Raw genomic sequence first — 26031 nt, 5'->3', positions numbered from 1 at the left:
GGCCGCCATGGCCAGTCTCACGCAGGCTCCCACACCGCCGGCAGGACGCTTCCGTAGGGTCCTGCGCGGGCTCGACATGACGCTGTTCACCGTCTGCGCCATCCTGGTCATCGATCAGCTCGCCGCAGCGGCATCGATCGGCGTGCAGTCGATCTTCTGGTGGCTTTTTACACTGGTGTTGTTCTTCATCCCCTATGGCCTGATCACGGCGGAGCTCGGAAGCACCTACACCGAGGAGGGCGGCATCTACGCCTGGGTGCGCCGTGCGTTCGGATCAATGTGGGCGGGCCGTGCCGCGTGGCTCTGGTGGGTCAACGTCGCCTTCTGGATGCCCTCCGTTTACATTCTTTTCGCCGGGCTTCTTTCCGAGGTGCTTGCCCCGGAGATGAGCATGTCGACGAAGATCGTCATCACGCTGGCCCTGACGTGGCTGACGGTCGGCATCAACATCGTGACGCTCGAGGTCGGCAAGTGGGTGCCCAACATCGGCGCCTTGTTCAAGGTGGTCATCATGCTGGCGCTCGGCTTCGGCGGCATCGCCTACGCGCTCTCCAATGGCGCCGCGAACGAGTTCAGCCTGGCGACGCTGGCCCCGAGCTGGGGCGCCAGCCTCGCGTTTCTTCCGGTCATCATCTACAATTATCTTGGGTTCGAACTGATGTCCGGCGCCGGCGAGGAGATGGAGAACCCGGCACGCGATGTGCCCGTGGCGATCATCACCTCCGGTGCCATTATCGCTTTCTTCTATATCTTCGCCACAGTGGGCATTCTGCTGGCGTTGCCGGTGGAGGAGATCGGCCTTATCCAGGGGCTGTTCGACACCTACCAGCGCGTATTCGGAACGGGGACTTTCGGCAGCGCCCTGACCGCCGTACTGATCGCCATGGCACTCTACACCTTCGTTGCCAACATGACGACCTGGACCATCGGCGCCAACAGGTCTGCGGCCGAGGCCGCGAACCGCGGCGACCTGCCCGCGATCTTCGCCAAGCTGCATCCCGTCTACCTCACGCCGACCAGCTCCGCAGTGTTGTGCGGCGTGATCAGCAGCGCCGTGCTCCTCGTCTACGGGCTCCTCGCCAAGGACACTGAGGATCTCTTCTGGACCATCTTCGCATTCTCGTCTGTCGTATTCCTTCTTCCGTACTTCCTCCTGTTCCTGTCGTTCCTGAAGCTTCGACAGATCGATGCTGACCGGCCGCGACCCTATCGCGTACCCGGCAGCTACCGGGTCGCGGTCGCGCTCAGCGTCCTTTGCATGGCCTTCATCCTGCAGGCGATCGTGTTCTTCATCTACAAGCCCGACGCGTTCGACGCCGCCTATGCGCTCTCCGTCGTCGGCGGCGTGGTGCTGACGGTTCTCGTCGGGGAGCTTCTGGTCCGTCGCAGCCGTCCCTCAAGCGCCACGGAGGTCACGACCAATGTCTAAGCTTCTCACCGCAACCCCACGCCACGACGGTTTTCGTATGCCAGCCGAATGGGAGCCTCATGTCGGATGCTGGATGCTATGGCCCGAGCGGTCTGACAACTGGCGGGCTGGTGCCAAGCCGGCTCAACACGCCTTCGCGGAGGTGGCGGCTGCCATCGCGCAAGGTGAACCGGTGACGGTCTGTGCGTCGCCCGGCCAATATCTTATCGCCCGCGAGATGCTCGACCCCGACATTCGCCTGGTCGAGATGACCAGCAACGACAGTTGGATCCGCGATTGCGGACCGACGTTCGTGGTCAACGACGCCGGAGAGGTACGCGGCGTTGATTGGAAGTTCAACGCCTGGGGCGGGCTCGCCGGTGGACTTTATTTCCCTTGGGATCAGGACGATCTGGTCGGCGAGAAAGTGGTCGAGCTCGAACGCGATGACCGTTACGCACCCGACTTTATCCTCGAGGGCGGATCAATCGACGTCGACGGCGAAGGAACACTCCTCACGACCGAGGAATGCCTCCTCAACCCAAACCGAAACCCGGATTTGAGCAAAGCCGAGATCGAACAGTATCTGCGGGACTATCTCAGTGTCGACGCCATCCTTTGGCTCGAGAAGGGCGTGTATCTCGACGAGACGAATGGACATGTCGACAACTTCTGCCGCTTCGTCGCGCCGGGCGAGGTCGTATTGACCTGGACGGACGATCCCACCGATCCTCAGTATGAAATCTCCACCGGGGCATACGAGCGTTTGAAGGGGATGTCGGATGCGCGGGGCCGGTCTCTCAAGATTCATAAGATCCACGTGCCGGCGCCGGTTCTGATCACGGCCGAGGAAGCGGCTGGCGTAGACAAGGTGGCTGGTACGTTGCCACGCGAGGCAGGTAATCGCCTAGCGGCATCCTATGTCAACTTCTACATCGCCAATGACGTCATCGTCATGCCGCGCTTCGACGATCCTCACGATGGTCCTGCCCAGAAGACGCTTGCCAAACTGTTTCCCACGCGGCGCATCGTGACGGTGCCAGGGCGTGAAATCCTTCTCGGCGGCGGCAACATCCATTGCATCACGCAGCAGGAGCCGCTCGGCCGGCGCTCCTTCCAGATCGCTGGCGCGGCCTGACCGATGCGGATCGTCATCGCGCTCGGCGGCAATGCCTTGCTCAAGCGCGGCGAGGTCCTCTCCGCCGAGAACCAGCGCCGCAACATGCGCGCTGCCGCCGGCGTGTTGGCACGGGCATGCCAGGATCACGAGGTTGCAATCGTGCACGGCAACGGTCCTCAGGTCGGCCTCTTGCCCTTGAGGCTGATGCCTACAAGGCTGTGCCACCCTATCCACTTGATGTGCTCGGCGCCGAGTCGCAGGGAATGATCGGCTACGTCATTGCCCAGGAGCTGAAGAACGCGCAGCCGGATTGGCCGATCGCGGCGCTCCTCACCCAGACCATCGTCGACTCGGAGGATCCGGCCTTCGAGACGCCGACGAAACCTGTCGGGCCTGTCTACGCCGCCGATGAGGTTGCGTCTCTGCAAAATCAACATGACTGGAGTTTCGCGTACGATGGAAAGGGTGTACGCCGCGTCGTCCCGTCACCGAGGCCGATCGCGTTTGTCGAGCAGGCAGTGATCGGCTCCCTTGTTGCCGCAGGTCAAACTGTGGTGTGCGCGGGCGGTGGAGGCATACCCGTCCAACGCGAGGCCGACGGCCGTTTCACCGGGGTCGAGGCCGTCATCGACAAAGATTTTGCCGCAGCCCTTCTGGCCGAGAACTTAGGCGCCGACAGACTTGTCATCTTGACCGATGTTGACGCCGTCTATCTCGGCTGGGGGAGCGCCAGCGCTGAGCCTATTCGGCAGATCAAGGCGCGGAATCTCAGGCGTCACGTTTTTGCCGGCGGCTCGATGGGACCGAAAGTCACTGCGGTATGCGATTTCGTCGAACGGACGGGCAGAACGGCAGGCATCGGCGCCCTATCGCAGGCCGAAGCCGTCCTGTCCGAGAATGCGGGAACATTGGTCACACCCTGAAAGCGTCGACTGTCGATCACGCATCCATAACTGAGCAGAAGGTTTCCAAAGTCCCCCCTTAAGAAAGCATCTGACCCCTAGCCCCCTGGATCCGACAATGACTGCTGTGGGCCGGGAGCGCTCCACAAGGGCCGAACGGGCGAGGACGTCAAACAAGCGGACGCTGCGTCCCAATTGCAGAAGTGGCCAGGACCTCGGCTCGCCAACAAGTTGCACTTACTCAGTACGTCGGCTCGCTGGGTGAAAGCAGCCGAATTGGTCTCCGCATAGGCGGCCCGATGATAACCCTGAGCAGACATCGCTCAGTTGCTCGGCTGGGCCTCAGGAAATTTCCAGCTCCCATCGAGAATCTCCGATCGAGGCCGGTAGAGACGCACGGTGTAGTTCCAGCCTGCCATGATAGGCAGGCAGTTCGCCGTCTCCTTCGTGCAGCCACCGAACTGGATCGTGACGGAGCTGTCTTTGTTTGGCTTCTCCGTGAGATTGTTGAGCGAATAGGCATTGATGTCGTTCTTCTCGAAGAAGCCTTTGTCGTTGTAGACGCTGACCGACCAGAAACCGTCCACCGGCACGTCCTTCACGGTGAGCTTATGGACAGTCTTGCCGTCGTTCTTCGGCGGATAGAAGCGCCGAACGCACCATCGTCGACGGCGGTCTTGGCAAAGTAGAGATCCGTTTCGGCGCGAATGAAGTTGTGTACGTTGACAGAGATCGGCGTTCCATGGGCCTCTTCCGCTACAGCAGGCGGTTGGTTGAGCGCAAGCGCCGCGAAACACGCTACAGTCGCAGTGACTACCGATCGGGAAATCAGCGATGGATCGGACCAGATGGTCGTTCTCGCGCGTGACATTGGATCTCTCCCTGCCGAGCATCGTCGGAGTGGCGCGATGGCCGGCAAACCGTCGCTAGACAAAGTCGAAAGCAGGCTTCCCGCTATTCATGCGACGGATTTGAAACGCCCTTCTCCTTGTCGACTTGATCCTCGAAAGCGAGCTTCTTGATCGACTCGACAATCATGGGTCCCGATGACGGCATCCCCGTATTCATCAGGATGAGCCCTTCGGAAGTTGCGATATGAAGAGTTTATTGTCGTTGGCGAGCTGTTCCGGCGTCGGGCGCACGGCTGGGCGTCTTGCGCGTTGACGTCGCTGCTGAAGTGAGCAGCAATCCCAAACCAATGAGGTTGGCGTATGCGCACATGCGTTCCGCCTCCTTGAAAATTGGATTGCGGTGTACGGATGTTAATAAGGTTGCAGACCGCACACTAAGAAAATAGCGATTAACGAAGGTCTGATTTCGCAGCGCGGCGATTCCCGCTCCTGGCCCATCGCTGCCCCGGCCAATTTTTTACGGTCCGTCCCAGTTGCAGACACGCGCGACAAAACACCATCCATATCAAAGATCACGCCTATGATGTCCGCATAGCGGTAAAAAGCGGTTATCTGGAACTGACCGATGACCGGGCCTGCTCGGTAGACGGCAAGGGTTCGCTAAGCTTTGGCACTGCGCTAGGCACTGTTTCGCTCGGCTTCGAGCGCGCGGAAATGGTCGCGTTTGCCGAGCCACGTCATGAGTGCGAGCGCCGGCAGCGCGGCGAGCGCCGTGGTGATGAAGAAAGCCGGCCACCCGAGCATTTGCGCCGCAAAGCCGGTGCCGGACGAGAAGAGCGTGCGTCCCGTGGACGCAAACGCCGTCAGCAATGCGTATTGGGTGGCCGTGTGCAGAGGATTGCGGCAGAGAGCCGAGAGGTAGGCCACGAAAATAACTGTGCCGATGGCACCTGAGAAATTCTCGACCACGATCGCGACCGTCAACGACCAGAGGTTCGTCGCCTGCGTTCCAAGCCACACGAATACGAGATTGGACAGCATCTGGACGATGGCGGCGATCCAGAGAGAGGTGTGCAAAGGCAACGCTCGTGCTACCGCGCCGCCGGCAAATCCGCCGGCAAGGAGCGCGGCGAGCCCTACGCCCTTAACGATCGCGGCATACTCGGCTTTGGTGTAGCCGAGCGATAGAACGAAGGGCGCGGTCATGGCGCCTGCCAGGGCATCGCAAAGCTTGAAGAGCACGACGAACACGAGGATGGCGAGGGCTGCATCCCGTTTGAAGAATTCGACGAACGCGCCCTTCGCGGTGTCGAAGAAGCGCTTGATCGGCTCGGCACGAACGGCCGCCGCCGCATCGGCCTCGGCGCTGGCCGGCTCGCGCGCCAGCAGTGCGGCGACGAGGCCGACAAGCACGAGGAGCGCAGCCCCGGCATAGGCGATCGGCCAGATCGCCTCTTTACTCACGCCCTGCGTTTCGAGCCATGCCGAAAGACCGATTACGCCCGCGCCGGAGGCCAACATACCCACGCGGTAGGCGGCAACGTAGCTCGCCATACCGGCAGCCTGCTGGTCGGCGGGCAGGCTCTGCACGCGGAATGCGTCGATGACGATGTCCTGCGTCGCGGACGCGAAGGCGACAAGGAGCGCGGCAAGCCCGACCATGAGCGGCGCCGACAGCGGGTTGCGCGTGCCGAGAAACACGATCGTACCCATCAGCAGCAATTGGGAGCCGACCAGCCAGCCGCGCCGCCGCCCGAGCCGACGCGAGAGATAGGGAACGTCCCAGGCATCGACGATGGGCGCCCATAGGAATTTCAAGGTGTAGGGCAGCCCCGCAAGCGTGAGTAGCCCGATGGTGCCGAGGTCGACGCCGCGGTCGGCCATCCAGACCCTGAGCGTCTCGCCCGAGAGCGCGAGCGGCAGCCCCGAGGAAAAACCCAAAAGCAGGACGATCAGAACGCCCGGGCGAAGATAGACGGAAAGGGCGGCCAACACCGCGGTCTGCAAGCTTTTGTCGGTCGGCGTGGGCGCATTCATCGGAAGTGGCTGTTCCTACTCAAATACGCACCGAACGATCGACCTGCGGAACTCCTGCCAGGGCTCCAAATTCACGGGCCTCTCGGGATAGACTCGGTTCGAGAGGAAGGCGACCGCCTTCCTGGTGGTGAGGCTGCCCACCATGAAGCACCCGGTAAAGCCACCTTTGGCAAGGATGCTCATGCCGACGGCGCCGTCGAGCGCTTGATGAGTGGGCCCGTCGCCCCACCCGAGCGCGCTGCGAAACGGCTTTCCAAGATAGTAATCGCGCGTCATGAGCTCGATCGCGCGAGGGCTGAGAAACGTGCGTCCGTCGACGCGGCCTCCGCCGAACACCATCTCGACCCAACTCAGGATGTCGGGAACGGTGGTGAAGAGACCCGCCAGGCCTGACTGGATTCCGCAAGCGTACGCGACTTCCGCCTTCTCGTCGTTTGGAATACCCCAGAGAAGCGTTCCATCGGGACGGTAGCCCGAGGGGACGATGCGATCCCTGTCCCACGACGAGGGATCGAGCGTGCTGTCGTGCATGCCGAGCGGCAGGAAGATCCGCTGCTCGGCGAGTGTGTCCAGGTCAGCGCCGGCGATCCGCCGTATCAACTCGCCCAGCAGCATGGCGGTCGCGTCCGTATAGAGATAGGTCTCGCCCGGCGCGGCCTTGAGCGATGCTCCGTAGTAGATCTCCAAGAGCTCCGGAAACTTCCAAAGCGTCGTGTCTCCTTTCCAATCATCGATGTAGGGAGACGCGAGCTGAACCGTGTAGCTCATCAGGTGCTCGATCAGCACCCCGTCTTTGCCGTTTTGAGCGTACTCGGGAATGTATGTGCACACGGGTTCCAAAAGGCTGCACTGTCCCTCGTCGATCAAGAGGTGCATCAGCGTGGCAGTCACGACTGTCTTGGTCAGGGAGGCCACGTCATAGATGCTACACTCGGAAACGGGCTTGTCGCTCTCATATGTCGGCGTCCCCAAGGCGCAGACATCCTGACGACTATTGTCCAGCAGACCCACGACACATCCAGGAAAAATCCTTTTCTTAATCGCCTGGCGTGCTAGGGCCGTTACCTGTTCGCTTATCATCGGCAGCAACAATCCATGCAACCTCGCCGATGCGTCAACTGACGCTCGTCTTTAGCTTAGCCCACGCACACAAAAGCAGACATAAACGAGGCTGTCGCGGACGTTTGCTGCTGTGGGCCCCAACTGCATCGGCTACGGGATAGGGTAACTCGAAGAAGTGGCGATCGGTCCCACTAGCGGACATTTGTCATGATAAAGGACCGCGCTAACTACCCTCCCGGAGCAGCTCCGCTTTTCGATGCTAAGCGGACGTCTTGGGGGGCCGTGGTTAGAGTCGACTTCTTTGATGCGCGAAATCGTGCGCTTGTGCAGGGCAAGGCGCGAACCCTACTCCTGATTGGCGGGAGCGTGTTGCGGCCACAAGACTCTCTTCCGAATGTGAGCGCACGGCCACCGCACGGGGTCTGCGTGCGTTTGAAGATTGGCCGGGACGATTTGGTTTGATGATCCGAACACGTCGGAAGCCAATGCGCTGTCGGCCCCGCGCTCAAGAAGTGGCGCACCGTCAGTACTTCACTCCAACCTTGATCCCGCCCGAGTGCGTCTCGCTGTCCTCCGCAAAGCGTCCATCGTAGTTGAGCTTGAGGTCGATGCCACCGACATTCAACACGTCGACGCCCGCGCTCACGTCGAGATGGGCATCATCGAACTTCGAGCTGACCGTGAAGGGCGTGACGCCGGCCGGCGCCGCAATGAAGCTCGAGGTCAAGGAGAAGTCGGTATCGTTAAAGAACGTCCCGCCGATCCGGACGTAAGGCCGCGTTACGGACCCATCTACACCGCGCCACTCCCCGCCGATCTCAAGCGCCGGGCTCGCACTGAAGACCCAATCGCTCTCGCCGCGAACGGAAAGGTTCGCCGCGCCGGCGCCGGTTTCGTTGAAGTCTCCGTACTCGAGATATGTCGCATTCAAGTCGAGCATCGGCTTCACGTACCAGGTGCCGTCATAGGCACGGCCCTGAGCCAGAACGTGGCTGAGCCGCGTATGCAAGCCGCCGAACGCGATATCATGGTCGCCAACCGCAACACCAAGCCCAGCAAGGCCGATATCTCGCTTGGTCGAGAACCAGCCGCGGCCGGCGAAGGCGGCCGCGGCAAAGCTTGTGGCGCCCCAGTTGTTCTTGACGACAATGGCCGCCTCCGCCCGGTCGCCGTCGGTCGAGGCGCCATTGTTCGTGCTCGTGTCGCTGCGCTCATACGAGGCGGCGAAGCCGAGGCGCCACGAATCGGCGAGCGCCACCTGGACGCCCGCTGAGAAGTTGTAGGCCTCCTCGCTGCCGCCGATGTTCTGCCACGTCCTGTTCCAATCGCTGGTACGCGCCCCGACCTTCGCCCAATAGCATTGGCCCTCGGCGACAAGCCCGGGCCCGCCATCCGCCTTCGGGCAGCTGAGGGCGCTGTTTAAGAAGAAGAGGCTCGACAGCAGTGTACCGTTGACGTGTGCCAAGTAGTGCTCGGGATTGAGGCGGTCGAGGGCGGCGCGGATCGCGGCCTCATTGGGTCGCCCGATGACGGCGTCGAGGAGGGCCTGCAGTGCCGCGGAGGGGCCTCCTTGCCGAAGAGCATCGAGATAGATTGCCGTGGCTTCCTGGTTCGGCGTCAGTGGATCGTTCAGGAGCGCGAGAAGGCTGATGACTTGCCACTCGAGAAGCAGCTTGTCGCCGTCGAGGACGGACAAGCTGAAATCGTAAGCCGCCGTGTCGTTCACTGTCGCCGTGCTCGTAAGCGAGAGTACGCTTGTCGCGATCACGGCGGATCCTGAAGAGCCGGTAGTGCTGATCACGTTGGGCAGAACGAGACCGGCAAAGCTCGCCGCGCCGATGACGTTGGTGCGATCGGCCGTGGCACCGGCGATGTCGACTTGGAACGTGCCGGTATTGGTTTGAACAAGGGTGCCGACGAGCTCAGTCGTGAGGACCGTCCCTGCCCCGCCAGGCGACAGCGTGCCCTCGTTGACCACGCTGTTGGCGTGCACATGCTCGCCCGAATTGAAAAATGCACTGGCTTTGTTGTTGAAGACATCGCTTTCGCCGCCGGTCGTGAGGGCAACGTCGCCGCTGATGACGCCGTAGTTGTCCACGGTTTCGGTGCCGGGGCCGCTTCGGACCGCCTGTACGCCGCCCGAAATGGAGCCGTAGTTGGTGAGCATGTTGACGGACGCGGGATCGAAGCTTGAGAGATTGACGCCGACTATGGCGCCGTAGACGTTGCCGCCGAGCACCGTGACGTTGGCGCTGGTCGTAGAATATGCGGTGATCCCCGTGGGGTCGGATCCCACGCCGCCGCCGAGTGAAGTCACATCGCCGGTGCTGATGACGGTCGTTTCTCCGGCGAACGACTGGGCGAAAATTCCGATGTACTGACTCTGGACGTTCCCGTTGTTCGTAATCGAGACATTCGCATCGCTAGCGCCATAGAGGCCGTAGGCGCCCCCCGCGGTGACGTTGCCGGTATTCTGGACCTGAACCTCGCCGCTGATCGAGCTGGCGGTGATGCCGCTCTGCGCCGCCGTTATCGACCCGTCGCTCTCCACCACGACCTTTCCAGTTCCATCGCTCTCCGCGATGATGCCGAAATAGCCGTGCGATGTGATGTCACCCGTGGTCAGGACGGTAACATCGCCGTTTCCTTGACCGGTCGCCCGTATCGCTTCGCCGTCGGACTCGAGGACGCCGTTGCTTTCGATCTTAAGGGCTCCGTCCCCTTGGACTTCGGCGTGTATTCCCAAACCATCCCGCGAGCTGATATTGCCGGTGCTGTCGATCGTGAGGGTGCCGGCGGTCGTACGGGCGAAGATTCCACTCGCATTGAATCCCCCGCCCGTCGCCATGATCGCCCAAGGCGTGGTGTTGCTATTGATAATGATGTCCCCGGTCGTGTCGAAAAGGATGCCGGCAGTGCCGGCAGAGCTAGGCGCGATGTTCGCCGTCAGACTGTTCACGTTGAGCGTCGAAATGCCGGCGGGGACCGAGATGCCCCCGTTGACGACGCCTGGCACAGAGTCGCCCGCAATTGCGCCAGTGCACGTCAGCGTCCCGGCGCCGTTGTCCGCGCATGCGGCTTGAGCCGGCCTGCCTTCGCAAGCCAGGAGGGCACATCCCGCAACGATGCCGAGAAGCAGAGAGCGCCAGTGGCGGATCCGCTCTGCTGCGCGTTTGGGCGGCGAGTTTCGACCCTGATCGGCAATGACGATTGCCGGCGCCAACATCCGGGCAGACTGAGACATACGCACACCCACAACGCCACTCTCAACGCATGGGCCGCAATGGATCACATCGGGGCTTCTTTGACTTCACCCTTCCGGGTGATGCGCCGGCCGGAAAAGACATCCGTGCGGCGGACTGTGGCCCGCAAACAACGTCAGCTCCCGACCAAGCCATTCCTTCTCAACATGATCGGTACCGCCAATGGTGCCTGTCCACACCGGCCTTCACCAATCGTGAGGCCAGCGCGGGCGGTGCATAAGGCTCACCCGTTCGTCCACCGCTTGCGGTGGACGCTCAATCGCAGTGTCCCATCAGCGGAAGTGTACGATGGAATGATCGGTGTTCCAGACGAGATCTCCATACGCGTCTGCATATTGGTGTACAGCGGTCCAAATTGCAGAACAGCTGTCGCGTGCTCATGACCCTAAGAGGACTTCGGGAACCGGCTTCTTGAGACTGCGGAGCATTTGATCAAACTGAGCGCAAAGCACACGGGTAATGGCGACTGTCTCTAAGCGGAATCGCCGGGAGATGCCGTAGTCGGTTGCAACTTGTTATACTACGGTCGAAATGCGACGATAGAGGCTTGGTCATCAGTTCACATGACGCGGCCTGTACGTTGGAGATGGGGCGCATGAAGAGCACCGTAATCGCGTTCTGTGCATCTTTGTTGTTGGCCACAACGGCCGGCGCCGGCCCTCTCGAGGATTGCAATTCAAACGACAAGGAGCGCCAGGTCACCGGGTGCACGGCGGCGCTCAAGACGATGAAGTTCAACAAGAAGAACAAGGCGGTTCTCTTCAGCAGACGGGGCGACGCCTACTTGCAGCTGGGGCAACACGAGGCTGCCCTTGACGACTTCAATGCATGCGTGGAGCTCAAGCCTGACGACGAGAACTGCCTCCTTGGCAAGGCGGACGCCTACCTTTCTCGCGGAGACGTTGACCAGGCCATCAAGACGTTCAAGACCCTGATAGCCTTCTATGACAAGCAATCGGACGGCGATCTCGCGGCGGCTCTAGTGATCACTGAGGCTTGCGAGACCCTGGTGGAGCGTGCCGACGAAAGATTTCAGAAAGCCGCAGGCACCGTGACGGAATTCGCCCTTACGGGCGATGCGGACAGACCGGGGATCGAAAGCGCCATCAAGGATCTCACCGAGTGTCTCGACTTCGATCCGGGCGATCCAGAGGCCCTTGGGAAGCGCGCACTCTATCAACACTTCCTAGGGCGGAAGAAAGAGGCCGTTGCCGATGCCGAGGCTTCCCACAAGGAGGAACCCAAGAATGCCCAGGCGCTCGCTGTGCTGGCAATCACTTCCCTTGCGGATAAAGACTACACGCGTTCCCTCGAGTTCTCGCAGAAATGGCTCGACTCGGCGGGAGGCAACATCAACGCTGAACGACAGCTTATCAAAGCGCTGGAAGCGGCCGGCAGGAAGGATGAGGCGGCCGCCTTGGCGCGGCTTTCCGAAAACCGAGAAAGTTGCAACGTGGCGATGGAAACCGTGCTGAAGGGCCAGCACGCCAAGGCTGACGATGGCATCGCGGTATGCACGGCCGTGATCGAGGGTGCGGGGGGCAGAGGGTTGACGGCGCCGCATGAGTTCCGCGGCTACATGCGCGGCCTCAAAGGTGACTATGAAGGCTCCATCGCCGATTATACGCGCGCGATCGAAATATCCGGAGCCACCGGAGGGTTAGCGAATTTCTATACGCGGCGGGGTGAAAAGTATGCAGCGCTCAAGAAGCATGAGCTCGCCATTGCCGACTTCGAAGCCACACTCAAGCAACTGCCCGACAACATAGACGCCCTTTACGGGAGCGCAACTTCGAAGCTGGAGCTTGGCCGATTTGAGGAAGCCAAAGCCGGCTACGAACGACTGAAGCAGGTTATTCCGAACGACGCCTCTCCCTTCGCAGGCCTGGGTGAAGTCGCCAAAAAGACCGGCAAGCACGAAGACGCCGTAACCAACTACAGCAAGGCCTTGGAACTGCGGCCCGGCCTCGCCCTCGTCCATCAAGCGCGTGGCTTGAGCCTCGAGAAGCTGGGACGAAAAGAGCAAGCGATCGCCGACTTCCGCAAGGCGCTGACCCTTGACGCAAACCTTGCCGAGAGCACCGAAGCCCTCAAGCGCCTTGGTGCGAATCCTTGAAGCGGAACGAGATCCACCGCAATTCGCCACCTGAGAGCGTGAATTGAGACACATGTCTGCGTTGATAGCTGATTGCAATCTCGTCCGGATCGGAACGGAAAGCCTATGGCCCTGAACGTCAACGGCGTGATGGCGGCTTTCGAACCTCAGCGACGTCAAGCCATCACGTCGGACTTGATCGTTGGTGCGTCCCAGAAGCGGACATCGCGGCATGATCGAGAAGCTCAATGTGATGATGTGTTGAGCTGGTCTGCAATTGGCGGCATAGCTGCCGATACTTTGCAACGAACGGGTAGCGGCTACATTAATCGATACGATGGACTTCCGTCTTTACGTGCAGCGAACTGAGCCGCCGCCGGCGGTCGATGCAGATCGATAGAACCCGATCGCCCTCTCACACAAGGTTCATCCCATGCTGCCCATTCCCGCCGACATCTTTACCGAACCCGACGTCTCTCCGAACGACTTGGCCAACCTTGGGCCACTGCGCCGCCTGGCCGGTGTTTGGCAGGCCGACAAGGGCGTGGACATCAACCCCAAAGCCCAAGGTCCGGAACGCCGCGTTTTTCGGGAGCACATCCGGATGGATCCGATCGATCCGCAGACCAACGGTCCCCAACTCTTCTATGGATTGCGCTATCACATCCACATCAACACGCCCGAGGAGAAAATCACGTTTCACGATCAGGTGGGCTATTGGCTTTGGGAGCCTAAGACCGGCCTGATCCTGCAGAGTGTGACAATTCCACGAGGTCAGGTCCTGCTCGCATCCGGCCTAGCGAAGCCAGATGAAAAGACAATCTCCGTCACGGCGAAGCGGGGCGATACGCGTTATGGGATCTGCTCGAACGAGTTCCTGGACGAAGCCTTCCGCACGACCAGCTACCGCTGCGACATAACCTTCAACGATGACGGAAGCTGGACGTACGACATCGCAACCGAGCTTCTGGTCAAAGGCCGCGACCAGCCCTTCAATCATCACGACACGAATACCTTGAAGCTTGTTGAGGCGCCGACGCTCAATCCGTTGGCCGTCATCCTGAACGATGGTGCGAAGCAGACCTAGGATGTTTGGCGTACGAGCGATGCATCATAGCGATGCTATGGCCGTTGCTGTCCCTCGCGCGTTTCCCTCTGCATAGCACTTTACTTTGTTGCCTCAGCGATGGCGGCGCCTCCCGCATCGTTCAGATGGGCCGAGCCGCGCGTCTTACGGAAACGGGCACGGATTTATAGGACGGCGTGCCGCTCCGGCGGTCGTACTGATCGATGGCGATCAAGTTGTTCGCTTCCGGATAGTATGCGGCGACCGAGCCGGCGGCGATATCGAACGCGACGACCGTCAATCCGGACAATGTGCGCGAAGCATCACCCTCGTTGCAGACCGTCTCGACGTCGACCACATCACCGTGCCGCAGCCCGCGGGCAGCCAGATCCCCCACATTCATAAAGAGGATGTCGCGCCGTCCCGTGATGCCCCGATAACGGTCGTCCAGAGTATAGATCGTCGTATTGTATTGGTCGTGGCTACGCACGGTCGCGAGGATAAGAGCACCGGATTGATTGCATCTCGGGTCTTCCTCCAGTCCCGGCGCAACGATGAACTCGGCCTTGCCGGATCTGGTTTTCCAGACGCGCTTCGACGCTGGCACGGTCAGTCGAAATCCTCCCCGACGCGCCACGCGCTGGTTGAAGTCGTGAAAGTCCGGAAACACGGCCTCGATCTTGTCGCGAATGCGACTGTAGTCGGCGACCAGCTCGCGCCAAGGTACCCGGGTGTTCGGCAACGTGGCCAATGCGAGCTCAGCGACGATCGCAGGCTCTGACTTTAGGTGTTCCGACGCAGGCTTGAGCCCGCCGGAGGATGCATGCACCATGGACATGGAATCTTCCACTGTCACGCTCTGTCGTCCCGTTTCCTGGATATCGAGCTCGGTTCGTCCGAGACACGGCAGGATGAAGCTCTGCTTGGCGAGGAGAAGGTGCGATCTGTTCAATTTCGTCGCGATGTGAACCGCGAGATCCAGCTGTCGCATGGCCGGAAACGTGACATCCGGATCGGGCATCGCCACGGCCAGGTTACCACCAAGGGAGATCAGGGCCTTTGCGTGACCCTTGCTGATCGCTTCAATGGCTTCGACTGCATTGTGGCCCTTATGGCGCGGTGCCTTGATGGGAAATGCACGCTCGAGGTTATCGAGCAGCTCATCCGACGGGATCTCCGTGATGCCGACCGTACGGTCGCCCTGGACATTCGAATGTCCACGCAACGGACAGATGCCGGCGCCCTCCCTGCCGATGTTACCGCGCATCAAAAGCAGGTTGGCGATCTGGTGGACGTTAGACGTCCCATGACGGTGCTGCGTTACTCCCATGCCGTAGCACACGATCACGCGCTCGGCCTCGGCGTATGCCTGTGCCGCCGCTTCGATATCGGCACGCGACAGGCCTGCGTATCGTTCAATCTGCGACCAGTCCAACGTGTCGATGTCGGCCACAAGTGCATCGAAGCCGTTCGTGTTTTCGGCGATGAACGCGCGATCGAGGACACCCGGGTTGTCCGCTGCCGTCTGGGCACGATCCAACGCGATCAGGTGCTTCATCATTCCCTTGAGAACGGCCATGTCGCCGCCGATCGCGACCTGGTAGTAAGATGACGCGATCGGCGTGGAGCCGAGCGTCGCCATTTCGAACGGGTTCTGCGGGTTCTGGAAACGCTCGAGCCCCCGCTCGCGCAAGGGGTTGAACACCACGATCTTGCAGCCCCTCCGGGACGCTTCGCGCAGAGTGCCGAGCATGCGCGGGTGATTGGTGCCGGGGTTGTGGCCGATGCAGAAGATCGCATCGGCATGGTCGAAATCCTCGAGCGTGACCGTCCCCTTCCCGACCCCGATCGACTCCGGCAGCCCGACGCTCGTCGCCTCGTGGCACATGTTGGAGCAGTCGGGGAAGTTGTTGGTTCCGTACTCGCGCACAAAGAGCTGGTAGAGGAACGCTGCCTCGTTCGACGTCCGGCCCGAGGTGTAGAATTCGGCCATGTTCGGATCGGGCAGGGCGCGCAGCGCCTCGCCGATGCGCCGAAAGGCGTCCTCCCATGCGATCGGGCGATAGGTGTCAGTCGCGGCATCATAGGCCAGCGGATGTGTCAGACGGCCTTCGCCTTCCAGCGCGAGATCCGACCAAGTCCACAGCTCCGAGACGGTATGGGTTGCGAAAAACTCCGGTGTGGTACGCTTGCTGGTCGCCTCCCATGCGACAGCCTTGGCACCGTTCTCGCAGAACTCGAACGATGAGGTATGCCGCGGATCCGGCCATGCGCAGCCGGGACAGTCGAATCCGGTCGGCTGGTTCAGGGTCAGCAGCCCCTTCATCTCGCGCGGTACCGAGACGGACATCTCGTTGCTGAGCGCTCGTGCGACGGCCTTGAGGGCACCCCAGCCGCCGGCAGGTCCCGTGTAGGTCTCGACGCCCTCAACGTGCCGCTTGCTCGCCTTCGCCGATCGCGTTGTCTCGTCGTCGTTGAACGGCCGAGTTTCCATCCGGGGTTTCTGGTCGAACGTCTCCCGCGGCACCGCCGTTTCGTCGCTTCGCGCCGGCTGGCGCTTTTCACTCTCGACGCCCGAGACGTCGTGCGGGTTCTTGACCATGGGAGCACTCCGATCTGCGTAATTATTGTCGGATCACCGCCGCGGCGATCCGATCCGTGCGGCCTGCGGCTAGAACTTGAGACGCGCGCCGGTAACAACGACATCGAAGCCCTCGAGTTCGATGCTGTTTCCCACGCTATCGTTGAAATCACCTCCTGCGTGTGTGTAGGTCAGATAGAGATCCATGGCGGCCGCATCGATCCGTTGGACGATGCCGGTGCCCAAAAAAGCGACTTCGGAGTTCTGTATGAAGGCGCCGCTGCTGTCCGGCAGCGCAACGCCAATCACCGAGCCGCCATTGGCTTGACTGTACTGGCCGTAAATCGTGGTCTTTCCCAAGTCGGACCACCTCTTCTCGAGCCCGCCCTCGATCAACCACAGTCTGTCCGAAGCGTCCGCCGCAGAGCCCGCCGCCTTACGCGAGCCATCCTCCTGCCCGCTGTAGACGCCGTAGACGAAGAGACCCGTTGGGCTGTGCTGGATCGTGCCGGCAACGCCCCACCATGTGCAGTCCTCGCCGAGCGAGGCCGGCTTGGGACTGCAGCGGACCCCCTCGTCGGTATCTCTTGAATAGCCGGCTCTACCGGTGAGGTCGAAGTCACCGATCGTGCCCTTATAGGACAGCGCGATGGCCCAGATGTCGTCGCCACCCCAGGTCGACGCGACGGCGCATCCGGCGAGCTCGGGCGAGTCGTAACGAACGAGCTCACGTAGACCGTCCTGGCCCGCCACATCGTTGGCGGCACCATTGAGGAGATCGATCCAGCGGAGGAAGCCGCCCGCGCTGGTGGCGCCGATGAAGCTACCGTTCGAATCGCGGACGCGAAATGCGCCGAGCGCCAGCATATTCGTCTCGGGATCTGCAAACGTTGCAGCGTTTGTTCCATTCCCATCATCGAGGAGATGGAACATGGCTGACGCATCCCTGCCGACGGTCAACTTGCCAAATGTCTTGCTTTTCAAGAACCAGGACGACTTCCGAGTCGCGATGCTGTTCGCGCGACTGCCGGCGGCGTCATCTTGGCTGAAGTTGCGGCTGTCGCCTCCGAAGGAACCGAGCTCCAACGTGTAGCCGGCGCTCCAGTCGCTGTTGATCTCGGCGTCGCCGACAAAGCGAACGCGCGTCTGCTCCCGCGTGCTCGTGCCGACGTAGACGTTGCTTTCAACGCAGTCGTCCCAAAAATAAAGAGCCTCATTGACAAAGCCTGACACGGCAAGGCTCACTTTGCGTTTTTCCTTGCGAGCAAGGCTCGCCTCCAGCTCGGCAATACGCTCCTCGTCGTCATCGCAGCAGCCTCTTCCCAAATCGGTCGATTTCGCTGATGAGATTAGCATAATGTGAAGCGCAATCGATAGCGTGGCGAGCATTCCCGCTTTCGTCATGCCAGCCACGCCTCCAACGTGCCATTTCAAAATAGATTCAAGGATTCGACCATTTTTGATCGCTCACGAAAATCTAATGAGGGCTGCGGTTATGGCAATTAGCAATTGGCTTGAGGTCAGCAAATGACCAAGGAATGCTGGCGTTGGCGGCACACTTACCAAGGTGTTGTTTGATATAATAAATGCGTGTGATTGCAGCGTCTTGATAGATGGATCGGAATGGATTGACGGCAAATAATAAACACAGATACGGCCATCGCACTCTCTACGAGACCTGCAGCGCAGGGCCTTTCGGCAGCGGAATGTAGAATTGAATCCGGGCGCGACTCTTTGTTCTTTAAAAAAGCCATGCAGACGAAACGATCGGAAATGTCGAACGACTTTGTCTGTTCGATCTAAAACGTCAATCGTTTAGAGGGTGGCGACGTCACCGAATCTCGCGCGCTATGGGCGCGAGGATTATCGAGAGAAGAGCGCTTCGTGCTCCGACAGGAGGCGCAGCTCACCTCAACCCCCGACGGAATATGACCGGCGCGCTTCGGTGGGGTCGATGACGGCGATCCGTCATGCTTCGAGAAGTGCTACGCAGTTGCGGCCTGCTTTGCACTCCCTCCGCCGTGTGATATTTTGTTTGGTGCACCCGGAGGAGCGCGCATGCCTGTTGAACCAGCCGGAAAGCTCGGTGGGTCAAGCGTCGATCCCGAGTACGGGCCATGGTTGGCGCAGGCGTCGATCCTGATCGTGGACGACGAGCCGGGAATGCGCAATTTCCTGGTTCGCGTTCTCAAGCCACGCTGCAAGCGTCTTGACGAAGCCGCAGACGCGCAAGAGGCGTCGCGCAAGCTCGATGAACGGCACTACGACGTCGTCATCCTCGACAACATCATGCCGGGCAAGAACGGAATCGACTGGCTCGTCGAGCAACGGTCGATTGGTCTTTTCGCCGACGTGATCCTCATGACCGCGTATGCGGATCTGGACACCGCCATCCAGGCATTGCGCGCCGGTGTTGTTGATTTCGTCCTGAAGCCCTTCCGCTCCAACCAACTACTCAATGCAGTGGCGCGCTGTCTTGATCGGGTGCGTTTGCTGCGTGAGAACCATGTGCTGCGTTACGAGCTGAAGTCGTCTGCAGACCAGCTTCTCTTGCGTGACAAGTTGATCGGCAGCTCCAACGCGATTCAGCACGTGCGCGAGACCATAGCGCGGGTTGCCCCGTTGCCCACCTCGGTCCTGCTCACGGGCCATTCGGGCACGGGCAAGGAAGTCGCGGCCCGCTCGCTCCATTCCCTGTCCAATCGGGCCGATAAATTATTCGTGCCGGTCAATTGTGGCGCAATCCCCGCGGACGTACTCGAGAGTGAGCTGTTCGGCCATTTGAAGGGCGCGTTCACGGGCGCCGACACGGTGCGTCAGGGCCTGTTCATGCACGCGCAGGGCGGGACGCTGTTCCTCGATGAAATCAGCGAGCTGCCATACGCCCTGCAGAGCAAGCTCTTGCGTGTGATCGAAGATCGACGCGTACGGCCGGTCGGCTCGGAACGCGAGTTCTTCGTCGACCTTCGTCTTATCTTCGCCACCAACGCGGATCTGCAGCGGAGCGTCGAAGCGGGGACGTTCAGAGCCGATCTCTACTTTCGTATCAACGTCATGCATATCCACTTGCCGCCGTTGAAGGATCGCGACGGCGATGTGCTGGATCTTGCCGCGCTCTTCATGCGCAAGCTTTCCCAGCAGCTCGGCGTGCCTCCCGTTGCACTGGACGAGAAGGCGCGCTCTTTTCTCTTGCGGTACAGCTGGCCCGGAAACGTCAGGGAATTGCGCAATTTCATCGAGCGGACATTGATCCTCGGCCGCTTCCCGGATGACTTCGAACGAGCAGCGGAACCTTCCACTCACGCTGGGCAGAGCCTGGCGGACGTGGAGCGAAGGCACATCCTGTCCGTGCTGGGAGAGGCTGGTGGCGACCGCCAGGAAGCCGCGCGGCGGCTCGGCGTATCGCGCAAGACGATCGATCGAAAATGCGCGTCGTGGGGTCTCTAGCCAGCCTCGTTCTGAAGCGCTCGACGCGCTACGCCGGAAGCTCCCCTGCCCACGGCTGATCGGACAGTTTGTCCGAGCGTGCGGGGACAATCTGTCCCCGCACTGCGGGAGACCTTCCATAACTCCTTGAAATAATTCTCGGCCCGAATTGGCCCGCTGGTTGCTATGCGCGCCGTGAAGAGCGGCACGATGCAGCGAGGAAGCGTGAGCTTCAACAGCGGCGACCGGCCCTCATTCCAAAGCGACGCAATCGGTAGATCGCACCAATCGGGAGGAAAATTTGTGACAATCGGAATCCGCGCTCCAAATCAAATCGCGCCCGGCATTTTCGACCGAGAAAGAATCATCGCCAAAGCCGGTTTCAATCGATGGCACGTGCCGCCTGCCGCGCTCTGTATCCACCTCTGCATCGGCATGGCGTACGGGTTCTCGGTGTTCTGGAAGCCGCTCGAGGGTGTGCTCGTCGGTGCCGATGGCAAAGCCCTGCCGAGTTGCTCGGAGGGCGCGACGACGTTTTCGGAGAAGGCGGCCGGCACCGCCAAGGCGTTGTTCGCCACCGACTGCAACTGGAGCCAGTTCGACCTCGGCTGGATGTATACCTTCTTCTTCGTCATGCTCGGCGTGTCTGCGGCGATCTGGGGCGCCTGGCTCGAGCGGGCCGGACCCCGAAGGGCCGGTACCGTGGCGGCAATCTGTTGGTCCGGCGGTCTGCTCATCTCGGCGCTCGGCGTTTACCTACATCAGCTTTGGCTGCTTTGGCTCGGCTCGGGCATCATCGGCGGCATCGGCCTGGGGCTCGGCTACATCTCCCCGGTCTCGACGCTGATCAAGTGGTTCCCAGACCGTCGCGGCATGGCGACCGGCATGGCGATCATGGGATTCGGTGGCGGCGCCATGATCGGCTCGCCACTCGCCACCTTCCTGATGAACCAGTTCAAGACGCCTGCCGATCCCGGCGTGGCGGCCACGTTCGTCGCCTTAGCGGTGATCTATGCCGTGTTCATGGGGCTCGGTGCATCGGGATACAGGCTGCCGCCGGATGGCTGGAAACCGGAGGGCTGGAAGCCGCCCGACACATCGAACGCGATGATCACGTCGAAGCACGTGCATCTCAAGAACGCGCACAAGACGCCGCAGTTCTGGCTGCTATGGACCGTGCTGTGCATGAACGTGTCGGCCTGCATCGGCATTATCGGCGCGGCCTCGCCCATGCTGCAAGAGACGTTCGGCGGCATGCTCGCGAGCGCACCAGAGCTCGGCTATCTCGACGTGCAGAAGGACCCGGCGCTGCTCGCGTCGGCTGCCGCGGTGGGGGCCGGCTTCGTCGGGCTGATCTCGTTGTTCAACATCTTCGGTCGGTTTGCGTGGGCCACCTCCTCGGACAAGCTCGGCCGCAAGCTGACCTACTGCATCTTTTTCGTACTGGGCGGGGCACTCTATGTGCTGGCCTCGGTTGCCGCGGATTGGAAGGCGATGGCGCTCTTCGTGGCAGCGATCTGCATCATCGCGTCGATGTACGGCGGAGGCTTCGCGACCATCCCGGCCTATCTTGCCGACGTCTTCGGAACGCAGTTCGTCGGTGCGATCCACGGCCGCCTTCTGACTGCGTGGTCGACGGCCGGCATCGTCGGACCGGTGATCGTGAACTACTTGCACGATACGCGGGCCGCATCGGGCATCCCGCCGGACAAGATCTATGGCGAGATCTTCTACATTCTTGCGGGTCTGCTCGTGATCGGCTTCATTGCCAACCTGCTCGTGAGGCCCGTCAATCCGAAGTGGCACATGAGCGATACGGAGGTGGCTGCCGAGCGGGCCAAGCTTTCGCACTCTGCGAGCACGCCGTCCGGAACCGGCTCATTCGGAATCGGCAAGGGTGGATTGGATCTCAAGGGCATCGGCCTCTGGCTGCTGGTCGGCTTGCCGCTTGCGTGGGGCGTCTGGAACACGGTCGCCAGAGCCCTGACGCTGTTCTGACGCTTACGCTCAGGGGCCACCCCGGCCGCTCCTGTCATGCGCCGGAAGCCGGCAGGTGACAGATCCCGGTTGTGCTCCTCGAAGATTGCTATACCGACGACGGCGGGAAGAACGCAATGTTGATCGAACATCTCGAACTCTTCATTGCGGTTGCGAAGGAGAAGCACTTCGGTCGCGCCGCCGAGGTCTGCAATATCACCCAGCCGACATTGTCCGCGTCCATCAAGCAGCTCGAATGCTTACTGGGCGTCATGCTGGTCGAGCGCGACTCGCGTTTCCGTAGGCTGACCCCAGAAGGCGAGCAAGTGCTCACGTGGGCGCGGCGAATCCTGGCGGATACACGGGCAATGCAGGAGGAAATCCGCGCGGCGAAGCGCGGACTCACCGGATGCGTGCGAATCGCCGTCGTTCCGACGGCGCTCAAGATGGTGGCGAGGCTTACCAAGCCTCTCCTTGAGAAACACCCTGGCGTCACTTTCTCGGTGCGTGCGAGCGCCTCGTCGGAGATCCCATCGCTGCTGGCAAATTTCGACATTGAAGCAGGGATCACGTATCTCGACACCGAGTCGGATGGTCATGTCGTCTCTATCCCCCTCTATGCCGAACGTTACTATCTTGTGACTGCGGATGGCGTTCTGCCAAAAAAGCTGAAGGCAATAAGTTGGGCGCGTGCGGCCCGACTCCCGTTGTGCCTGCTGTCCTCCGATACCCGCGTCCGCGGACTTATCGACCAGCATCTGGCGCGCGCCAACGCGCGGCCCGTTCTGGAATCGAACTCCATTCAGGTGCTTGTCTCGCATATCAGCGATGACAGCTGGTCGTCGATCCTTCCGCTGAACCTCGCGAGAACAAGCCTCACCGCGGCGATCCGGGCTATTCCCCTCGTCGAGCCTGACGCTAGGCGCATCGTCGGGCTCGTCGCTATGCGACGCGAGCCGAATACGCCGCTGGTCGCCGCGCTCCTGGATGAGGCAAACCGCCTGTCCGTTGCCATGAACACTGCGGACGCGACCGTCGACATCAACTGCGAGGTCACTGGATGACAGCCGACATACTTTCGTCACCTCAGACTATTGGGGGGTTGGGCTCCCGTTCAATGGAGGGCATGATGTCTGTGCATGCTGGTACCATCTATGTGGTCGACGATGACACCTCGGTCCGCAAGGGCCTGGAGAACCTGTTGTGTTCGGTCGGATACCAAGTTCACGCCTTGACGTCGCTGCGTGAGTTTTCATTGCAAGGGCGCAGCGACGACGCCGCATGCCTCGTCCTGGACGTCCGCACGCCGGAGTGGAGCGGGGTTGACTATCCGATCCGTCTGGCGAAATTCGGCGGCTCTCTACCCGTTATTTTCATTGCACGGCACGTGGATGTGCCGACATGCGTTCGCGCCATCAAGGCGGGAGCCGTCGACTTCCTGGAGAAGCCGCTTCGCGATCCGGATGTGTTGGATGCCGTGCGTCAGGGCATCAATAGGGATCGCGCTTTCCGCATGGCTGAAGCCCGGAAGGCCGAGACGCGCAGACGCTTTGCGGCCTTGAGGCCGAGAGAGCGGGAGGTGATCGAGCACGTCGCGCGCGGTCGCCTCAGCAAGCAGATTGCCAGCGATCTGGGGCTCAGCCTAAATACCGTCAAAATGTACAGAAGCAAGGCCATGCGACGGATGGGCGTGACAAACCTTGCGGAGCTGATCAGAATTGTCGATGGACTAGCCAACCCCTTGGTAGCGCATTGCGCACCGAGCGCGGGCGCCCCTGTGATCTCATCGCCCCAGTTGCTTTAATGACGTGGACCGTCATGATCCGGCGGAGGGAGTAGATCGGCGGGCGATACCCGACTGGAAATCGCATGACCGACATCGGAACCGAAACGCGAGAACGAGGGCTTTCCGTCCGGTTCCGGTTGCTCGCCATCGCGCTCCTGCCGACGTTGGTGGTGATGCCGCTGCTACTCGGCATCGCCGTCTACCGATGGAACGCCAACTTCGATGCGACCTTGATCTCCAAGGTCAGCGGCGACCTCACCATCGCTCACCAATATCTGGCTCGTATTCTGGAAGACACCGGCAAGCAGGCCGCGGCATTCGGCGCCTCGACGCGCTTGCGCGATGCGGTGGAGGCAGGCGCACCGTTGGATGGTTTGCTTGACGAAACCCGCGTCGCTCTTGATTTCGACTTCCTCTATCTCATCGACGACCGGCTAAACCCGGTGGTCTCTGCACGACCGTTCAAACGGTCGCCGCGCGCCGATTGGCCGATCATTGCTTCCGCTCTGGCGAACAAGCCGCTGACCTCGATCGACATCTTCAACAATGAAGATCTCGCCGCCTTCGGGCCGGAGTTGGCCACCCGCGCCCGCGTGGAGCTTGTGCCGACTCCCAATGCTGTTGCGACCGACCGCACCGAGGAAACACGCGGGATGGTGGTGCACTCCGCGACGCCCGTCACCCTGGCGGGCGGACGGTCGGGCGCGCTCGTGGGTGGTATTCTGCTCAACGCCAACCTCAAATTCATCGATACCATCAACGATCTCGTCTATCGCGAGGCCAGCCTTCCCAAGGGCAGCCAGGGCACAGTCACAATCTTTCTCGACGACGTACGAATCGCCACAAATGTGCGTCTGTTCAAGGGGCAGCGCGCAAACGGAACCCGCGTCTCAGCCGCCGTGCGTTTGGCCGTGCTCGACCAGGGCAACACCTGGCTTGATAGTGCATTCGTCGTCAACGACTGGTACATCTCCGCCTATGAGCCGATCGTTGGCAGCTCCGGCCGACGCATCGGTATGCTCTATGTGGGCTTTCTCGAGGCGCCTTTCGTCAAGGCGAGGCGGGAGACCCTGCTGATCGTTGTGTCCGCGTTCCTGGGCGTTGCCGCCTTGAGCGTCCCGATCTTCCTCCGCTGGGCGGGCGCGATCTTTCGGCCCATCGAACGGATGATGGGCACGATCGCCAAGGTGGAAACCGGCGATCTCAGCGCACGCACCGGCGCGGCCGCGGCCCGCGACGAGATCGGCCGGGTCGCGGCGCAATTGGATCACTTGCTCGATCTGCTTCAGGAGCGCGACCGCCAGCTTCGCGGCTGGAACGAGGATCTGAATACGCGCGTGGCGGAGCGTACGCATGATCTCGAAGTCGCCAACCGCCAGCTCGAAGCCACAACCAAGCAGCTCGTCATGTCGGAGAAGCTCGCCGTGATCGGGGAGATCACGGCCGGCGTCGCCCACGAGATCAACAATCCCATCGCCGTCATGCAGGGCAATCTCGAGGTCGTGCGCGCGCTTATGGAGAACAATGCGGATCCGGCGCATGTGGAGTTCCGCCTGCTCGATGAGCAGATTCACCGCATCAGCCAGATCGTCACCAAGCTGCTGCAGTTTGCCCGACCGGAGGAATACGCGGGCTATATCGAGCGCCTTGCGCCCGACGACGTGATCGTCGACAGCCTGCCGCTGATCCGACATTTGCTCAAGAACGATAACATCGACATCATCCATCAAGCGGGGGCCCAGCGTATGGTGCTCATGAACCGCACGGAGCTGCAGCAGGTGCTCGTCAATCTGATGGTCAACGCCATCCACGCCATGCCCGAGGGGGGCCGCCTTTTCCTCAAAACGCGCGACGAGGACAGGAACGGCGGCGCGGGCATCGTGATGGAGGTGAGGGATACCGGCGTCGGCATGAGCGAGGGGGTGAAGGCCCGCATTTTCGATCCGTTCTTCACCACCAAGCGGAGGAACGGCACGGGGCTGGGCTTGTCCATAAGCCACAAGCTGGTCACGCGACAGGGCGGCATGTTTGACGTCGAGAGCGCGCCCGGCAAAGGGACGACCTTTACGGTCTGGCTGCCTGAAACGACATAAGCCGTTTCTTGCCATTCGTACATCGCATCGGCCGATGGGCGATCGTGCCGTAGACTGTCTTGTCGTTCGTGGAGTTACCTTGGTGCAGCTTGATGGCATGCCTCTCATTGCGCTAGGACCGGCAAGGTCGTGCGAGGTGCAGCCTGCTACACGCCGACGTCATCGCGAAGCGGCCCGTCATGGCCGCATCGAACGGGTGTACAGGCCATGGTCACGATTGCCGTCACGCACGAAAGCCCGGATGAGCCTCGCGTCGCGGTGTCGCCCGAGACGGTGAAGAAGCTCGCGGCGCTCGGCGCCAAGGTGCGGGTCGAAGCCGGGGCCGGCGGGCGCTCGCGCTTCTCGGACGAGGCGCTCAAGAGCG

The 26031-nt window shown here is 61.2% G+C and carries 17 protein-coding genes and 2 pseudogenes; 12 read left to right on the top strand and 7 right to left on the bottom strand.

What is annotated here, in order from left to right; all coding sequences use genetic code 11:
• Nucleotides 1-7: 7 nt before the first annotated feature.
• The 3 genes and pseudogenes from IT540_RS08700 (at nt 8) to arcC (ending at nt 3451) form a co-directional block, all read left to right on the top strand.
• Nucleotides 8-1429, top strand: coding sequence for an APC family permease (locus tag IT540_RS08700; RefSeq protein WP_291175897.1), 1422 nt, complete (start codon nt 8-10; stop codon nt 1427-1429).
• A complete protein-coding gene (aguA, locus tag IT540_RS08695) occupies nt 1422-2546 on the top strand; it encodes an agmatine deiminase (RefSeq protein ID WP_291175894.1) in 1125 nt (374 codons plus the stop codon). The genes IT540_RS08700 and aguA overlap by 8 nt, the downstream gene beginning before the upstream one ends.
• A 3-nt stretch (nt 2547-2549) precedes the next feature.
• Nucleotides 2550-3451: pseudogene (gene arcC, locus IT540_RS08690) on the top strand (carbamate kinase).
• A 302-nt stretch (nt 3452-3753) separates the two neighbouring features.
• Here arcC and IT540_RS08685 read toward each other — a convergent pair.
• The 5 genes from IT540_RS08685 to IT540_RS08665 all read right to left on the bottom strand — a co-directional run bounded on the left by IT540_RS08685 (nt 3754) and on the right by IT540_RS08665 (nt 10396).
• Nucleotides 3754-4032 (bottom strand): DUF1214 domain-containing protein, encoded by a 279-nt coding sequence (locus IT540_RS08685; RefSeq protein ID WP_366029543.1) that lies wholly within the window; start codon nt 4030-4032, stop codon nt 3754-3756.
• Nucleotides 4029-4301 carry a hypothetical protein gene (locus IT540_RS08680; protein WP_291175928.1) on the bottom strand — a complete coding sequence of 91 codons (273 nt, stop codon included), beginning with the start codon at nt 4299-4301 and terminating at the stop codon, nt 4029-4031. Before IT540_RS08680 ends, IT540_RS08685 begins: the two co-directional genes overlap by 4 nt.
• 658 nt (nt 4302-4959) lie before the next feature.
• A complete protein-coding gene (locus tag IT540_RS08675) occupies nt 4960-6318 on the bottom strand; it encodes an MFS transporter (RefSeq protein WP_291175891.1) in 1359 nt (452 codons plus the stop codon).
• 15 nt (nt 6319-6333) lie between these two features.
• Entirely contained in the window at nt 6334-7398 is a 1065-nt protein-coding gene (locus IT540_RS08670) for a serine hydrolase domain-containing protein (RefSeq protein WP_291175925.1), read from the bottom strand.
• A gap of 505 nt (nt 7399-7903) precedes the next feature.
• Nucleotides 7904-10396: an autotransporter domain-containing protein gene (locus IT540_RS08665; protein WP_291175887.1), complete on the bottom strand. Its 2493-nt coding sequence runs from the start codon at nt 10394-10396 to the stop codon at nt 7904-7906.
• An 842-nt stretch (nt 10397-11238) separates the two neighbouring features.
• Here IT540_RS08665 and IT540_RS08660 point away from each other — a divergent pair.
• The 3 genes from IT540_RS08660 (at nt 11239) to IT540_RS08650 (ending at nt 13825) form a co-directional block, all read left to right on the top strand.
• Entirely contained in the window at nt 11239-12759 is a 1521-nt protein-coding gene (locus tag IT540_RS08660) for a tetratricopeptide repeat protein (RefSeq protein WP_291175883.1), read from the top strand.
• Between the two features lie 105 nt (nt 12760-12864).
• Entirely contained in the window at nt 12865-13107 is a 243-nt protein-coding gene (locus IT540_RS08655; RefSeq protein WP_291175879.1) for a hypothetical protein, read from the top strand.
• 64 nt (nt 13108-13171) lie between these two features.
• On the top strand, nt 13172-13825 hold the full coding sequence (locus tag IT540_RS08650; protein WP_291175876.1) for a heme-binding beta-barrel domain-containing protein: 654 nt from the start codon (nt 13172-13174) through the stop codon (nt 13823-13825).
• Between the two features lie 121 nt (nt 13826-13946).
• Here the strand turns inward: IT540_RS08650 and IT540_RS08645 are convergent, their stop codons facing one another.
• Both IT540_RS08645 and IT540_RS08640 read right to left on the bottom strand, forming a co-directional pair.
• Nucleotides 13947-16298 (bottom strand): FdhF/YdeP family oxidoreductase, encoded by a 2352-nt coding sequence (locus IT540_RS08645; RefSeq protein ID WP_291175922.1) that lies wholly within the window; start codon nt 16296-16298, stop codon nt 13947-13949.
• 177 nt (nt 16299-16475) lie between these two features.
• Nucleotides 16476-17789, bottom strand: coding sequence for a porin (locus IT540_RS08640; RefSeq protein WP_291175872.1), 1314 nt, complete (start codon nt 17787-17789; stop codon nt 16476-16478).
• Between the two features lie 654 nt (nt 17790-18443).
• Between IT540_RS08640 and IT540_RS08635 the strand changes: the two genes are divergently transcribed.
• From IT540_RS08635 to IT540_RS08610, 6 genes and pseudogenes are all read left to right on the top strand, one after another.
• A complete protein-coding gene (locus IT540_RS08635) occupies nt 18444-19832 on the top strand; it encodes a sigma-54 dependent transcriptional regulator (protein WP_291175868.1) in 1389 nt (462 codons plus the stop codon).
• A gap of 375 nt (nt 19833-20207) precedes the next feature.
• Nucleotides 20208-21809 (top strand): OFA family MFS transporter, encoded by a 1602-nt coding sequence (locus IT540_RS08630; protein WP_291175865.1) that lies wholly within the window; start codon nt 20208-20210, stop codon nt 21807-21809.
• Between the two features lie 119 nt (nt 21810-21928).
• On the top strand, nt 21929-22852 hold the full coding sequence (locus tag IT540_RS08625; protein ID WP_291175918.1) for a LysR family transcriptional regulator: 924 nt from the start codon (nt 21929-21931) through the stop codon (nt 22850-22852).
• Nucleotides 22853-22917: 65 nt separating this feature from the next.
• Complete coding sequence (locus tag IT540_RS08620) at nt 22918-23592, top strand: response regulator (protein ID WP_291175861.1); 675 nt, start codon at nt 22918-22920, stop codon at nt 23590-23592.
• A 65-nt stretch (nt 23593-23657) separates the two neighbouring features.
• Nucleotides 23658-25667 carry a HAMP domain-containing sensor histidine kinase gene (locus tag IT540_RS08615; protein WP_291175857.1) on the top strand — a complete coding sequence of 670 codons (2010 nt, stop codon included), beginning with the start codon at nt 23658-23660 and terminating at the stop codon, nt 25665-25667.
• Between the two features lie 207 nt (nt 25668-25874).
• Nucleotides 25875-26031 (top strand): annotated as a pseudogene (locus IT540_RS08610) (NAD(P)(+) transhydrogenase (Re/Si-specific) subunit alpha); the annotation flags it as partial.

The sequence above is a fragment of the Hyphomicrobium sp. genome, assembly GCF_020852195.1.
GTDB lineage: Bacteria > Pseudomonadota > Alphaproteobacteria > Rhizobiales > Hyphomicrobiaceae > Hyphomicrobium_C.
Note: the sequence above shows the minus strand (reverse complement) of the source record. Positions and strands in the feature narration are given on the sequence as shown.